The following is a 14,301-nucleotide window of genomic DNA, read 5'->3' as shown; positions in this document are numbered from 1 at the left end:
GTCGCGATGTTTCCTGGGTACTAGTCCACGTTTGGGGTCATAATCCTTTTTTTGAGTAAGTCATATTTATTTTGGCTGTGGTTGATAATTTAGTATGGGATTATACGTGTTAGTTATTCAACATTATAAGTACTTATGTATTTTTGAACGTTTAATTAAAAAGGTTTATCTTTAATTTTAAAACTGTAATCTATATTATAAAATTGAAATGTTATTAGTAATTTTAACTTTAGTAATTTTATCTTTAGTAATTTAGAAAGGACTTCTTAGCAATGGATGCTTTTACTCTTCTTATTTCTACAGCACTTGCTAGTGCTATTATGTTTATTACTCTATTTTCGCTATACCTAACGAGTAAAAAAGATCGTAGTTTAATTGATTGGGCGATAGCAGGTCTTCTGTTTTTTCTTAGTAACATGATTGGCTTAATTTTTTTCTTTAGCTCTGTTCCATTTGGTATGTGGCCTGCTGCATTAGCCAACATGTGTTACGTTTTGGCTCATTTAGCTCTATTAGTTGGAGTTAGACGACATTTAGGGCTAAAACCACAATGGAAATATGCCTTTATCCTTTCTTTTTTTGTTTTTATGTTTCATTTTATTCCTGGTTTTTTAGACTCTGTAACCCACCGAATACTATTTATTTATCCTTTATTAATTGTCATCAATGTAACTATTGTGTCGACGCTTTTATTTGTTAAGAAAAAAGACTTTCGAGCCGTATATTATCCATTTATTCTCGCTGAAATAATATTTTTGGTACAACAGCTAGCCCGGTTTCTAGTGGTCGCATTTGATAGGCAATTTCCGTTAACTCTAGCAGGTAATGAACTATTACAAACATCAGGTACTCTATCAGTTTTTGCTTTTATATCATTAATCACAATGTCATGTGGCTTAATTGTTTTTCGTAAACAGGAGGTAGCTTTACGTCAAGTATCAAATACAGATCAATTAACTGGATGGATGAACAGAAGAGCCTTGAACTCTATTGCCGAAAGGGAATTTGAATTGGGGAAATTGAAAATTGGTAAATTCAGTTTAATCATGATTGATATAGATCACTTCAAAAAAATAAATGATAAATATGGTCATCAATGTGGTGATTTAGCTATAAAACATATTACCCAGATAGCTAGTGACTCGATGAGGCATAGTGACTACTTGTTCCGATTTGGTGGTGAAGAGTTTCTTTTGATGTTCAATAATATTGACCTAAACATGCTTAATGTTTTATCTCAACGTTTGAAACAACAAGTTGTAAAATCACCACTGGAATATAAAGAGGAGCTAATATCTATGACTATTAGTATTGGTTTTGCTATGCAAACTGATCTAGATGATAATTGGGAGATATTGCTTAACAGAGCAGATTTAGCACTCTACCACTCTAAAAATGAAGGGCGAAATAAAGTGAGCGTTCATGATGGTATTGAATGTGTTTTATTACATAATTAACTTAGTTTCAAACATTAAGTTTATTTAGATTTGGTAACTGTTCTTTTAATGTTGTTTAGACTTTAGCTTTTTATGGGAAAAGTAAACAGAAAACTTCCCATTAAACCTTTCAACTTTATTATCACAAAAACGCTAACCATGACTTGCTTATATTTATTGAAAGTAGGTTTAGTTTTTTTATCTGCTCGGCAGTGATGCCTGAAAATTGCGCGTTACTTGTATTATTAGCATACTCTCAGCACACTCTCTGTGGGCTCTAAACTCATTTTAAACACTTTCAGTCGGCCAAACTTTGTTGAAGTAAAGCCGAGTTTGATAGCCTCTAAACCGCCTGTGCTTTTGCTATATTGCTTATCCTTTATTTGCATATTGGTAATTTTTTATTGTTAACAATATTTTGATGTGCAATGATATTCGTTGTTTTAAAAGTGAATAATATTGAATGCTTTATGTGAAAGAGCATGAAGTTATCATTTATATCAAGGATGGTTTTGATGTTTAAAAAGGCAAGCATTGCGTTAAGCATTATTTTTTGTTGCTGTGGTCAAGCTACCAATGTCAGTTATGCAGCAAATGAAGATGTGACTTTGGAAGCAAAAAAACAACCCAATATTTTACTGATTATTGCCGATGATGCAGGTTATCAAGATTTTGGTTTTCAAGGCAGTAAAGTGATGAAAACCCCTGAACTCGATAAGCTTGCTGAGCAAAGTGTTCAGTTTTCACAAGCCTATGTGTCAGCGGCTGTTTGCGGCCCATCTCGAGCGGGGTTGTTTACTGGTAAATATCAACAACGCTTTGGCTTTGAAGAAAACAATGTCCCTGGTTATATGAGTTCGGCAGGTCTGCTGGCTGATGATATGGGCTTGCCTATCGATCAATTAACCATGGCAGATCATTTAAAGTCACTAGGTTATCAAACGGCGTTAATAGGTAAATGGCACCAAGGCAGTGCTGACAGGTTTCATCCGTTAAAACGTGGTTTTGATAGCTTCTATGGTTTCAGAAGTGGTGCTCGGAGCTATTTTTCTTATGATAATCAAGGGATCGAATATAGTAAGCATGATCGATTAGAACGAAACTTGGCCCAGTTCGAAGAACCTCAAAAGTACCTCACTGATCTATTCGCTGATGAAACTTCAGCGGTTATTGAACTGCAGGCTAAGCAGTCAGCCCCCTTTTTTACCGTATTATCATTTTCTGCTGTGCACACGCCAATGGAAGCAAAGTCAGAAGATTTGGCCATGTTTGAACACTTATCTGGTAATCGAAAATCACTCGCAGCAATGAATTTTGCCATGGATAGAGCGGTTGGGCAGGTAATGGATAAACTTAACCAGCTTAAGATTGCTGATAATACCTTAGTGGTTTTTATGAATGATAATGGCGGACCTACGGATTTAAGTAGCGCGAATAATTATCCGCTAAGTGGCACTAAAGCCAGTCATTTTGAAGGTGGGATTAGGATCCCATTCTTAATGCGCTGGCCAGATAAGTTAACGGCACAGAGTCATTATCAACAGCCTATTTCCACATTAGACTTATTGCCAACATTTTACCAAGCTGCTGGTGGTAACCTAGCGACGCTAGACGAAATTGATGGTGTCGATTTAATGCCTTTTTTGACAGCAGAGACTCAGGTGTTGGCAACTGATAATCAGAGTTCAACTCATATTCAAGCTCAAACTCGGCCACACCCAAATCTATATTGGAAAAAAGAAAATCGCGGTGCAATTCGAAGTGGTGATTGGAAGCTGATGCGCTTTCCTGATCGCCCCGCAGAGCTGTTTAACTTGGCTAATGACCCTTCTGAATTGAACAACTTAGCGAGTCAGCAACCAGATAAAGTGAAGCAGTTATATAAAGCACTATTTCAATGGGAGCTAGAGCTTGAACGACCAAGTTGGCAACTGAAACGTAAGTTTGAAGGTGCCGCCATGGAGCGGATGGATAAATTTCGAATTCACCAAGCGCAGTAATATTTTTTCCCCATAAAACGGTAGGGAACAGGTGAACGGCATCCTCTTTGTTATAAAGCTTTGTTGAGCTGTAAAATTTATTCGTTTTTATAAACATAAAGTAATATCCTCATATCAATCTTAGGATATTTTTGATGAGAGTTTTCGCAATGAGTTTCACACAAAAGCTGGTTAAAAAACGTTTCGAAATTGTACTTGAATTAGTTTCAGTGTTCTTAGCTGTCACCTTGGCTCTTGCACTAAATCAATGGAATCAAGACCGGATTGCACAAAATAATGCCAATAATATCTTCCAAAAATTATCTGCAGAATTAAACCTTAATAATGAAAAGTTAGATGACTCGATAAAGAGTTTTGAGTCGATTATCAAAACACTTGAACTATATCAAAAGAATGAAGAGGAAAATCAGAATCCAAATACTGATTTTAATTTGAGTCATATTGTCATTACATTATTGAGCGATAACATTTGGCAATTAACCTTAAAGCGCAATAGTGTTGATTATCTTGATATAGATGACGCGAATGTACTTTTTAGTACTTACCGTGGTCAGTCATTTATTGAAGAGCAAAATCAACGTATTCTAGAATTTCAAATGCGTAATAACACCACGCCAAAAGACATTGCGGCATTGAAACAAATGATGATTTATACATTAGCCGTCACGCAAAAAACCAAGCAACTGCAAACAGATTCAATCTTACTATTAGCTAAATACAACGAGCTATAAATCGGTTGTTTTTATAGTGTCCATTGAGCCTTGCTGTTGTTATAGGATTAAAGTAGATTTTCAAAAAAAGTGAGAGTGAATATGCGTCGTATAATATTCCCGAGATTAAACAACGCATCTTAGCTAGTGAATTTTACCAGCCTTCAACGCCTTCCATATCTGGTAGTTGATGGGCAATACCTTTGTGGCAATCAATACAGGTTTGTTCGCCGCTCTCTAAATACTTTGAGTGCATATTAGCTGCCCTATCTGATTGGCGAGTGAAGTCCATATAATCGTATTCATGACAATTTCGACATTCGAGTGAGTTATTGGCTTTTAATCTACGCCATTCATGTCCAGCAAGCTCACGACGTTTTGCTTCAAATTTTTCAGGAGTATCAATGGTGCCGACTAAGTCTGCCCATATTTCTTTAGAAGCTTGCATTTTTCGTGCAATTTTATCGGTCCATTTATGGGGCACATGACAATCATGGCAAGTCGCTCTTACACCACTGCGATTGGTGAAATGAATGGTAGGTTTCATTTCTTCGTAAACATTTTGATGACAACTACTACAGAATTCTTCAGTGCTCGACATTTCTAATGCAGTATTAAAGGCCCCCCAAAATATGACACCCGCTATAAAGCCCCCGATAACTAAGAAGCCTAAACTGTAATGAACACTAGGCTTTTTAATTACTCGCCACACGGTACTTAATAATGCTTTTAGCTTTTCCATTGAATAACCTTATTCGAATGTCGGGGCAGAATCATTTGAGGTAAATGAACTAGAGCTATAAATATAGCTGAATAATACCTAAGTGGTACTTATAATTTGGTTTTTTGCAGAAGTGAATGACACAAAAATTGGGTGCTTTATAAAGCTGAGTTTATGTGTTTTAAGCTTGCCGTAGCTATGACTCATTGTAAAAATAGATTTTTAGTATTAATAAGACCCTACCACCTAACGGTAGTGTTTATTGCGTGTATTGCACAAAACAATTACGACCATTCTCTTTGGCTTGATAAAGAGCTTTATCGGCTTTTTTTACCATAGCGACTTTGCTTGATTGCTCGTTAATTTTTTCTAAATAAAATCCCACTGAGCAAGTTACATGTTGTTGATTTTCAATTTGCCCATGTGGTTCTTTTAATTGCTGCCACTGGGCAATAATCCGATTAGCAAGCTCAATGCATTGAGCTTCATTCACTTGTGTCGTTACGACGACAAACTCCTCTCCACCATAGCGTGCGACAATATCCGATGTCCTTCTAAATACCTTCTTTAAATTACTGGCTTGTAACTTAATAATATTGTCACCTTTAACATGACCGTAGCCATCGTTGTAATGTTTAAAATAATCCAAATCGATAATAAACACGCAGATAGAATCGCCGACTCGATTATTTAAACTGAGCTGCTCGGTAAAGCGTGATTCGTAAGTTCGGCGATTATAAATATCCGTTAAGTGATCTATTTGGCTTAATACGTTTAGTTGGTCATTGGCCTTAGACAGTTTTTTTAATGCATTTTCAATTTGTAACACGCCCATTAAACCTACGATTAAACCAACAAAAACAAAACCTAAGTTCACAGCATTTTTATCACCATAAATAGGGTAATAAAACAAAATAAAGGCAAAGCCACCAAGTACAATAATTGAAAAGGGAATTGAATATTTAAATGACATTCGAAATACAAATAATGTAAATAAGCTATACATTACAGTGCCTTCATAAGGGAAAGGAAACCTATCAACTTGCCAACACATAATGATTAGCCAGTAGTTAACATAGACTAACCACAACATGGTGATAGCCAGTGCAATTTGATAAAACTGTGGGAATTTAGGGTGAAAAGAACTTAACAAAAAAGCAAAACAAATGGGGAATTGAAGATACAGGCGAGAAGTCGTATATATGCTGGCCAGTGAATCAGGTACTAAAGCCAAATCAGCAATCATAAAACTGGCGAGCAAAGATGTTCCAATAATAATTAACAACCTTACTTGAATAAGATTTAGAGATGTTGAACCAATGGTTTTGATTATTGGGTTACTCAAGTATTGCCGCCTCTATCACGTTAATGTTTATATTGTTAATCTTGGATATTTAGACATAGAAATAGAGATGAGGGTTCTAATTGGTAGCAATCCTCATAAATCAGCTTAATTAATTTTTATTTGACCGATATTAAATATAGGTCACTCCGCTAAATTTCGCACAAAGTGATGACATAAATAGCCGTTTTTGAACAATTTTTAGTATCAATCATATTTATAAGTCATCAGCTGTCATCATTTTTAATACCTGTCACTAATGGTGAACATTCATTAATGGGGCTAATTAGAAGCGGGCATTAACATCAAGTCCCAACAGTAAATCATCCATGTCATCAACATCATTATTGAAGTATTGAGTAGCTGAAAACTGGATATTGACGTTATTCGTTATTTCCCACCAATAAGCAGTATTGATACCGTATTTACTATAATCGTCATTGCGATTGTTAATCGCAATGTCACTCGCAAGGCTCAGTTCACTTGATATTGTCTTAGTACTCCTCCAATCGACATCTTTCCATTGGTAGTTAGCCCCGACTGACCACGATTGATTGATATAAAAATCAGCAGCTAAGGTTATTAGGTTTACCGTAATGTCGTTACTTGTGTCGTTAGCTCTCTCTGATATATCTGGAGTAGGGTAACTATCTCCTAGAGCAAAACGGGTGAAGTAGTTTGAATCTTGCTGTGTATTTTGCCAGTTAGCTTGTAGGTTAATGCCACTAAATGACTCAAGTGTTATAAAGCTTTGGAAATTGATGCCATAGGTTATCGCTTCAAGATCATAATTACTTTCGGTGACAAGCATGTTGTAATCGGCAGGATCTAAATTGTCAGTGTTTTGATAGCTATTATCACCGCTTCGATTCCTATAAAAAAGTGATACTTCAGTACTTTCATTAAAGAAATAACCCACTTTAGCGCCATATGACACTTCATCATCATTAAAATACCAATCATCTGAATTATCATTAAACGATTGATAGTCGATGCCAATAAAAAACTTAGAATCAAAAACATAAGTACCATCTAAGTTGTAAGTATCTTCGTCATTAAGATTATTTTTAATGTACTCAGCACCCACATTTGAGGTTTGTGCGAAGAAGGAATTCAGCGCGTAGGGACTGTTGTTGGTTAACACGGGCACAGCAAAATAACGATAACTTGCAAACCATGTCGCCTCATCAAAATCTGATGTACTTGATAGTGTTGATGCACTCAACTCATGTTGAAAAGATGGGTTATCTGCGTGAACAGAGCAAGTGAATAAACTACTCAAAAGTAGGGTTGTAATTTTTGGGTGCTTTCGAAGCAAATGTTTCATCATGACATCCTTGTATAGAGATAAATATCTAACAACAAACAAGCTGTAAGAAATGATAAGTGAATTTGTGGTAAGGTTTTCAAATGTATTAATGTGTAACAAAGTTAATAATTTCAGTAGCTTATGACTTATTAATTTGGCAGGTTTATTTTGAGTTGTAAAGATGTTTTCGATTCTATGTAGCTGAGGTAAGTTAAATTAATATTGCAGGCAATAGACAACGAGCTTGTCTACCGCTGTCTATTTAGAATGCAGTTTGTAAGGGAGATAATATTATATATAGCAGTGAATCTTGCTGCTATTGAGACAATTTGATATGAAAAAAATAGGTTACGGCTGATCAAAAGCGTGCTTTTGCATTAATGCCAATTAAGCTACCACCTATTATATAAGAGTCAGTGTTAAACAGTTTTGATACTGAAAACTCAGCACTAAAGTTACTCGATATTTGCCACCAATAGGCTGTGTTTATGCCAAATACACCAAAGTGTCCGCTATAATCTCTAATATCTAAATCATCCTCAAATCTATTATTTTCATAATGATTGTAATCAGTGGTCGTAGTGTCCCTTTGCCACCATTGATAATTAGCACCAACAGACCAAGATTGATTAAAATAATAATCAGCGGAAACGGTAAAATAGTTGGTTTTTTCTTCAATGTTTAATTCATTGGTTCTGTCAAAAAAACCTGTTTTATCAGGTTCACTTGCACCGTATTTGCTCAATTCATTGTCATTTTTTTGTATATTGTGCCAGTTAAATTGCAGGTTAATACCGCCGAATGATTGCAGGGGAATATAGTTTTGAAAGTATATTCCGTAGGTCACTGTTTCGGCATCAAACTGGCTTGTAACAAGTGAGTCATCAAAACCGTTGAGCAGAACTTCATTATCGCGATAGTTAGCAGAGAGGCTGCCTTCACGGTAAAAAAATGAAATTTCAGCACTATTACTTAAGTAGTATCCAATTTGTACACCGAATGATGTTTCGCGCTCATCGTTAGAATAAATCCATTCATCACTGTCTCCATTAATTCTTTTATATTCAGCGCTAATGAAAACGTGTGAGTCAAAAACATAAGTGCCATCTAGGCTGTAATCATCAGTGTTATTGGCGTTTAAATTGGAGTAATCAATACCAATATTGGTGCTTTGTGATAGCGCAGTATTCAGCGCAAATGGACTTGTATGGGTTGTTACAGGGTTGGAATAATAATGATAGTTAGCAACGAAAAAAACCTCTTTGGTATCGAGAAGGCTGCGTTGAGTCGCGATGCTGATTTCGTGTTGAAACGAGCTGTTATCAGCTTGAGCTGAAAATGCCAGCAAACTACTAAGAATGACAGCGGTAAATTTAACACTTTTTTCGAGCAAGGTTTCCATTAGGCATCCAATTTAAAATGCAATATTTTGCAATTTTGAGGTTTATTGTTCGATGAATCCAGATTAACAAAGCTTAAATCTATGTAACAGATTGTGTCAAAGGCTATTTAATATCAGTAGGTTATGTATATTTTTTGTGTTTTTATTGAGAGAATTAATAAGACAGGACGTTGTTATATTGTTGGTATGTTTAAGTGGTCATTGTTGCTTTATTTTGTTTCGTTTTTTTAAGGTGAATATTAAATAATCGCGCAAAAATTATTTTCAATTCTATATTTCCATTCCTTACCAACAATAAAATTGATTATTCTGTCTCGTAACCTTTAAATATAAAGGGTGTAGCAGTTACAATGTCTGGGCTGTTTGTTAAAACGTATAATGAGTGGTGGTAGACGCATTTATTCACTACAATTCTATGACCACAAAATACTGTTTGTTAAATCGACTAATTTACTCAATTATTGCCCAATAAAAGGACTTAATATGAAACGCTTGCTCATCGCCTTGATCGTTAGCTACGCCCCATTGGCGGCTGCCAACGATGTCATTCAATGGCAAGACAACAGCCTGTCCTACCTTTATGGTGATAACTTTAAAGTTAATCCTGAAACCCAACAAACGTTAACATTTGAACATGCCAGCGGGTGGAACGTGGGTGACTTATTTATGTTTGTAGATTTCACCAAATACAATGGTGAAGAAGACTTTTTAAATGGTAAAACCAGCTATTATGGTGAATTTAGCCCACGTTTTAGTTTTAGTAAAATGCTGGGTAAACCTGTCGAAATGGGTTTTGTGAAAGACGTATTATTAGCAACCACCGTTGAGTTTGGTGAAGGCGATGTGGAATCATTTCTCATTGGTGCAGGTTTTGATTTAGCTATACCCGGTTTTGATTTTTTTCAACTTAATATGTATAGACGTATTCCTGATGGACGTGATGGCGATACCTGGCAAATTACACCCACTTGGAAAATGACTTGGCCAGTTGGCGAATCCAATATTGTATTTGATGGCTTTATTGATTGGATTGTTGATTCAGATGGTAGCTTTGAGCAAAACTTCCATTTCAACCCACAACTAAAATACGACCTAGGTAAGCAAGTCGGTTTACAAGAAAGTGCACTATTTGTGGGTATTGAATATGATTACTGGAAAAATAAATACGGTATTAAAAGCAGCTCAGGTTTTAATACCGATCAAAGTGTCACTAGTTTATTGGTGAAGTATCATTTCTAATTCGCTAAATAGATCAGAGTAACGATAAGGTATTATGGATTTACTCTGATCTATTGATGTTCTCATTCATGGATTTAACCACTTTACCCTTAGTACGGGTTTAAAGCTTTTGTATTACTTAAAAGTTATTCTACTTAGCACTGTCATAATATTGTATTACTCCTTACACTAGAAATCGCTTCCTTAATTTGAGTCATATTGATGGAACCAATCGTTTGTAATACTGCTTTAGAGGCCGTTTCGTTAATTGAAAACGGTGAAACCCTTTGGACTCACTCCATGGGAGCGACTCCCAAACTGCTGCTAGATGCGTTAGCTGAACATGCACTGACGCGACAAGGTTTAACATTACTGCAGTTACACACTGAAGGTGCTGAATCCTTGAGTGATCCTTTATTAAAAAAACATATTCGCCACCGTTGTTTTTTTGGTGGTCTGCCTACCCGACAGTTGTTACAACAAGGGGACGCAGATTATGTGCCTATCTTTCTGTCTGAAGTGCCGAAGTTATTTCGCTCTGGCGAGCAAGCTATCGATACGGCTATTGTGCAAGTGTCCCCGCCCGATAAACATGGTATTTGCTCTTTAGGTATCTCTGTTGAAGCCACGTTGGCAGCTTGCCAGATGGCGGGGAAAATTATTGCTCATATCAACCCATTAATGCCCCGTACTCATGGTGATGGTTTTATTCACTACAAAAAGTTTGCTGCAGTGTATGAGCAAAGCATTCCACTACCTGAACACCCTTTAGCAGCAAGTGATGCAACCAGTCTTGCTATCGGTCAAAATGTGGCAAAGTTAGTCCGAGATGGCGATTGCTTGCAAATGGGCATTGGTGCGATTCCTGATGCCGTATTATCTTGTTTAACCAGCCATAAAGATCTTGGGGTACATACTGAGTTATTTTCTGACGGGGTATTGAATCTTGTAGAGCTTGGCGTGATAAACAACAGTCGTAAAAAGGTGCATCCTGGTAAACTTGTGACCGGCTTTGCTTTAGGTAGCAAGCGATTATATGACTATGTTGACGATAATCCTTCAGTGATTTTTATGGATATTGAACAGGTGAATGACACCGCTATTATTCGTAAAAATCCTAATGTCATGGCCATTAACTCAGCGCTGCAGGTGGATATATCGGGGCAAATTTGTGCCGATTCACTTGGCACCCGAATATATTCAGGAGTGGGTGGTCAAATGGATTTTATCCGCGGAGCTGGTCTTTCTGAAGGTGGTCGATCTGTCATTGCATTACCAAGTACTGCCGTGGGTGGTACTGTCTCACGGATTTCGACGGTGTTATCGCCTGGGGCTGGTGTTGTTACTACTCGGGCACATGTGCACTACATCGTTACTGAGTATGGTATTGCAAATTTACGAGGAAAATCATTGCGTGAGCGGGCTAGATCGTTGATCGATATTTCTCATCCCAAATTCAGAGATCAACTTTGCCAAGAAACATTTGATATGTGGGGATTAACGGTTTAATAAAGCTAAGAGGTCGAAAGGACCTCTTTCTATTAATTGTTAACTATTATCACTTAGCGCTTTTCAGCCAATGTCTTTCTTTGTTGCAAGCTTATCCCAACTGCTATCTTTCTTCGTCAATATACGTATTTATATACTAGGTTATTATTTCAAGGGGTTAGCTTATTACAGTGTCAGTGCTTTGTCTTGACACAATACGTGCTCGAACGAGGTCATAAAACCAGTTGAAGGCAATCGCATATATCAAGAAGAAAATAACCACACCGATATTCATCATAAATACCGTCCCAAAGTCTAGCTGCAATACCCACATCATAAATGGCAGAGTGACAGCAAGCATACCCAACTCAAAACCTAACCCATGACCTAAGCGCATTTTTAAAGTGCGTTCGATGCGGTTATGGCCAAATATATGGTCAAAACCTAAGTTGTAAGCATAATTCCAAAACATGGCAATGAGTGACAAACCAAGCCCTAAAGCGGTTGCTGATTTTGCCCCTGCATCAGTGAATACCAGCGCTGCACTGATAACAAAAATTAGCGCTATAGCTTCAAATAATACGCTGTGGAAAATACGTTCTTTGGTGTTCATGGTTAATCTCATTACCGTTGTTGATTCACTCTTGGCTGCTATAATCATCAATTATTAAGAAAGAAGATAGTTAGTTACTATCAGGAAAAGTGATATGTATAATTTAGAGCAACTTAGAATGTTTGTTGAAGCAGCGCAGCTAGGTTCATTTTCTGCCTGTGCGCGTCGGCTTGGTAAAGTTCAGTCAGCGGTGAGTCAGGGAATTGCCAATCTTGAGATTGAGCTCAATACCACTTTGTTTGATCGCACCAGTCGTAAACCATCATTAACCGCCCATGGAGAGAGATTATTACCTTTTGCTAAAGGGGTTTTGCAGCAAACTTATGAGCTAGATTCAGTGACTCGTGCATTGAACTCATCCCACGAGACCAAAATTAAAATAGCGGTAGATGATGCGTTGCTTTCAGTGGTTGCCAGTATTCTTGATGATTTTTCAAATCGTTTTCCTGCGACGGTATTAGAGCTTTATGGGGTATCGACTCCAGACGTATTAACCTTGGTGCATACCGACCGAGCTGATTTAGGATTGATGTTTGCGAGTAGTGATTTTTCACAAGCGGTGGATTTATGCTGTATTGGCAGTTTACCGTTCAGTGGTGTAGTGAGTTCTACGCATCCATTGGCCACATTGGATGTTGTCACCGTGGCTGACTTAATCCCACATCGTCAATTGTCTATTCGTGGTCTTGAAGGACAGGTACTCCCGCACTTTCCTAATATTTCTTCACATGTGTGGTGGGGGAACAGCTTTAATGCAGTTAATGCCATGGTAAAAGATGGTCTAGGTTGGAGTTACATTCCTGCGCATATGGCTGAACAATATGAACAACAAGGCAGTATGGTGCGAATGAATTTAAGTTTTGATCATAAGCCGTGGCGAGTCCCCGTTGACCGTGTCATGGCAAAGCAAAGTGCAAGAGGCCCAGCATTAATGTGGCTGGCAGATTCAATCGTTAACTTATTGGATGATTAAAGCTAAGAAGGATTAGGCTCTTTTAATATGAAAATTAGCAATATCGTGCTGAGCAATATGAAGAGTTATAAATAGGGAGTGAGTGAAACTCCCTATTCTTGTTTTAGGCAAGCTACCTGACTGTCGTTAAGCAGAGTATTGACCAGCTTTACTAGAGTAACGTTGCTGAAAATTAAACGGACTCATTTTCAACGTACGCACAGCATCAACCCAACCAACAATCATCGGGACAAATGTCCAGCAAAATACCAGGTATAAGCTGCCTTTCAGGTGCTGACCTAAATAGAACTTATGCAATCCTAAGAAGCCAAATAAAACACTAAACCATATAGCTAGTCTCTGATTTTTGATGCGAATATCAGGATCGACTCCAGAGAGCGCTTCAAACCCTTGAACGGTCTGACATTGAGGGCAGGTGACGGTATTAAGGTCAATTTTATTGCTGCACTGAGGGCAATCTATTTTTTGCATCGCAAACTCCAAAGGTCTATATCACTTAGGGGGTATTATGCGTACAAGCGTTCGCTGAAAATAGGTGCGTAGTTCACAGAATTAAAATAAAGCGTAAATCGAATAAATTACTCTACGAAAATCAATGCTCATTCTTACCTTGCTCTACCTGATTTCACTGGTTTAATGTCAACAAGATTGAGCGATATCTCTATGTCTTTTACTAAAAACTAAGTCAGTTAGGCTCATGTTTTTGATGAAATTTGGCGGTAATATATTGCGATGAGATCCCCTAATGAAACCGTTAAAGTTCTACAATAATGAGTCGATATATATCAATGTGAGTAGTTAAGTCCTTAACTATGATGGCGGGACTGTAATCCTAAATATTGCGAAGTTATCAATTGGAATTTGATTATTAATCTCCTGTATAAATAGCTATATTTCACATTATCTCCATCAGGAAAGTACAACAAATGAAGGCCCAGTGGGAATACAGCTAAAGTAAATTTTTGTGATTGTTACTTTTGAGAAGTCACCAATTAATGCCAATTAAAAGCAATGTGATAACGATAACAACAGCAGACTCTTTAGCGATATAGAATCAAGATAGAAGTCGGCATAACAACAATTACTGCA

At 37.1% G+C, this 14,301-nt stretch carries 12 protein-coding genes; 6 read left to right on the top strand and 6 right to left on the bottom strand.

The window, feature by feature from the left end; translation table 11 throughout:
- Positions 1-272: 272 nt before the first annotated feature.
- From FPK91_RS09205 to FPK91_RS09195, 3 genes are all read left to right on the top strand, one after another.
- Positions 273-1,457 carry a GGDEF domain-containing protein gene (locus FPK91_RS09205; protein WP_144210701.1) on the top strand — a complete coding sequence of 395 codons (1,185 nt, stop codon included), beginning with the start codon at positions 273-275 and terminating at the stop codon, positions 1,455-1,457.
- A 494-nt stretch (positions 1,458-1,951) separates the two neighbouring features.
- A complete protein-coding gene (locus FPK91_RS09200; RefSeq protein ID WP_319593233.1) occupies positions 1,952-3,436 on the top strand; it encodes a sulfatase-like hydrolase/transferase in 1,485 nt (494 codons plus the stop codon).
- 134 nt (positions 3,437-3,570) lie between these two features.
- The gene (locus FPK91_RS09195) at positions 3,571-4,167 is read left to right on the top strand and encodes a hypothetical protein (RefSeq protein WP_144210699.1); all 597 of its coding nucleotides are present in this window, start codon (positions 3,571-3,573) and stop codon (positions 4,165-4,167) included.
- Between the two features lie 133 nt (positions 4,168-4,300).
- Here FPK91_RS09195 and FPK91_RS09190 read toward each other — a convergent pair whose 3' ends face one another.
- The 4 genes from FPK91_RS09190 to FPK91_RS09175 form a co-directional block, all read right to left on the bottom strand.
- Complete coding sequence (locus FPK91_RS09190; RefSeq protein ID WP_144210697.1) at positions 4,301-4,888, bottom strand: NapC/NirT family cytochrome c; 588 nt, start codon at positions 4,886-4,888, stop codon at positions 4,301-4,303.
- A 238-nt stretch (positions 4,889-5,126) separates the two neighbouring features.
- Positions 5,127-6,212: a GGDEF domain-containing protein gene (locus FPK91_RS09185; RefSeq protein ID WP_144210695.1), complete on the bottom strand. Its 1,086-nt coding sequence runs from the start codon at positions 6,210-6,212 to the stop codon at positions 5,127-5,129.
- 283 nt (positions 6,213-6,495) lie between these two features.
- Positions 6,496-7,539: a hypothetical protein gene (locus tag FPK91_RS09180; RefSeq protein WP_144210693.1), complete on the bottom strand. Its 1,044-nt coding sequence runs from the start codon at positions 7,537-7,539 to the stop codon at positions 6,496-6,498.
- A 337-nt stretch (positions 7,540-7,876) separates the two neighbouring features.
- Complete coding sequence (locus tag FPK91_RS09175) at positions 7,877-8,920, bottom strand: hypothetical protein (RefSeq protein WP_144210691.1); 1,044 nt, start codon at positions 8,918-8,920, stop codon at positions 7,877-7,879.
- A 483-nt stretch (positions 8,921-9,403) separates the two neighbouring features.
- Between FPK91_RS09175 and FPK91_RS09170 the strand changes: the two genes are divergently transcribed.
- Together FPK91_RS09170 and FPK91_RS09165 are read left to right on the top strand one after the other, a co-directional pair.
- Positions 9,404-10,159 (top strand): outer membrane protein OmpK, encoded by a 756-nt coding sequence (locus FPK91_RS09170; RefSeq protein WP_144210689.1) that lies wholly within the window; start codon positions 9,404-9,406, stop codon positions 10,157-10,159.
- A gap of 201 nt (positions 10,160-10,360) precedes the next feature.
- Positions 10,361-11,647 (top strand): acetyl-CoA hydrolase/transferase family protein, encoded by a 1,287-nt coding sequence (locus tag FPK91_RS09165; protein WP_144210687.1) that lies wholly within the window; start codon positions 10,361-10,363, stop codon positions 11,645-11,647.
- Between the two features lie 157 nt (positions 11,648-11,804).
- Here the strand turns inward: FPK91_RS09165 and FPK91_RS09160 are convergent, their stop codons facing one another.
- Positions 11,805-12,239, bottom strand: a complete 435-nt coding sequence (locus FPK91_RS09160) for a PACE efflux transporter (protein WP_144210685.1) — start codon at positions 12,237-12,239, stop codon at positions 11,805-11,807.
- Between the two features lie 94 nt (positions 12,240-12,333).
- On the opposite strand from FPK91_RS09160, the gene FPK91_RS09155 reads away from it, so the two are divergent.
- Positions 12,334-13,212 (top strand): LysR family transcriptional regulator, encoded by an 879-nt coding sequence (locus FPK91_RS09155; protein ID WP_144210683.1) that lies wholly within the window; start codon positions 12,334-12,336, stop codon positions 13,210-13,212.
- A gap of 126 nt (positions 13,213-13,338) precedes the next feature.
- On the opposite strand, the gene FPK91_RS09150 is transcribed toward FPK91_RS09155, so the two are convergent.
- A complete protein-coding gene (locus FPK91_RS09150; RefSeq protein ID WP_144210681.1) occupies positions 13,339-13,683 on the bottom strand; it encodes a TM2 domain-containing protein in 345 nt (114 codons plus the stop codon).
- Positions 13,684-14,301: the final 618 nt, after the last annotated feature.

The sequence above is a fragment of the Shewanella donghaensis genome (assembly GCF_007567505.1).
GTDB classification, from domain to species: domain Bacteria; phylum Pseudomonadota; class Gammaproteobacteria; order Enterobacterales; family Shewanellaceae; genus Shewanella; species Shewanella donghaensis.
Note: the sequence above shows the minus strand (reverse complement) of the source record. Positions and strands in the feature narration are given on the sequence as shown.

Bases quoted from the DNA above. Each gene is read 5' to 3' on its own strand.
- FPK91_RS09190 (WP_144210697.1), bottom strand. From the start codon at position 4,888: ATGGAAAAGCTAAAAGCATTATTAAGTACCGTGTGGCGAGTAATTAAA.
- FPK91_RS09165 (WP_144210687.1), top strand. From the start codon at position 10,361: ATGGAACCAATCGTTTGTAATACTGCTTTAGAGGCCGTTTCGTTAATT.
- FPK91_RS09195 (WP_144210699.1), top strand. From the start codon at position 3,571: ATGAGAGTTTTCGCAATGAGTTTCACACAAAAGCTGGTTAAAAAACGT.
- FPK91_RS09160 (WP_144210685.1), bottom strand. From the start codon at position 12,239: ATGAACACCAAAGAACGTATTTTCCACAGCGTATTATTTGAAGCTATA.
- FPK91_RS09150 (WP_144210681.1), bottom strand. From the start codon at position 13,683: ATGCAAAAAATAGATTGCCCTCAGTGCAGCAATAAAATTGACCTTAAT.
- FPK91_RS09205 (WP_144210701.1), top strand. From the start codon at position 273: ATGGATGCTTTTACTCTTCTTATTTCTACAGCACTTGCTAGTGCTATT.
- FPK91_RS09155 (WP_144210683.1), top strand. From the start codon at position 12,334: ATGTATAATTTAGAGCAACTTAGAATGTTTGTTGAAGCAGCGCAGCTA.
- FPK91_RS09200 (WP_319593233.1), top strand. From the start codon at position 1,952: ATGTTTAAAAAGGCAAGCATTGCGTTAAGCATTATTTTTTGTTGCTGT.
- FPK91_RS09180 (WP_144210693.1), bottom strand. From the start codon at position 7,539: ATGATGAAACATTTGCTTCGAAAGCACCCAAAAATTACAACCCTACTT.
- FPK91_RS09170 (WP_144210689.1), top strand. From the start codon at position 9,404: ATGAAACGCTTGCTCATCGCCTTGATCGTTAGCTACGCCCCATTGGCG.
- FPK91_RS09175 (WP_144210691.1), bottom strand. From the start codon at position 8,920: ATGGAAACCTTGCTCGAAAAAAGTGTTAAATTTACCGCTGTCATTCTT.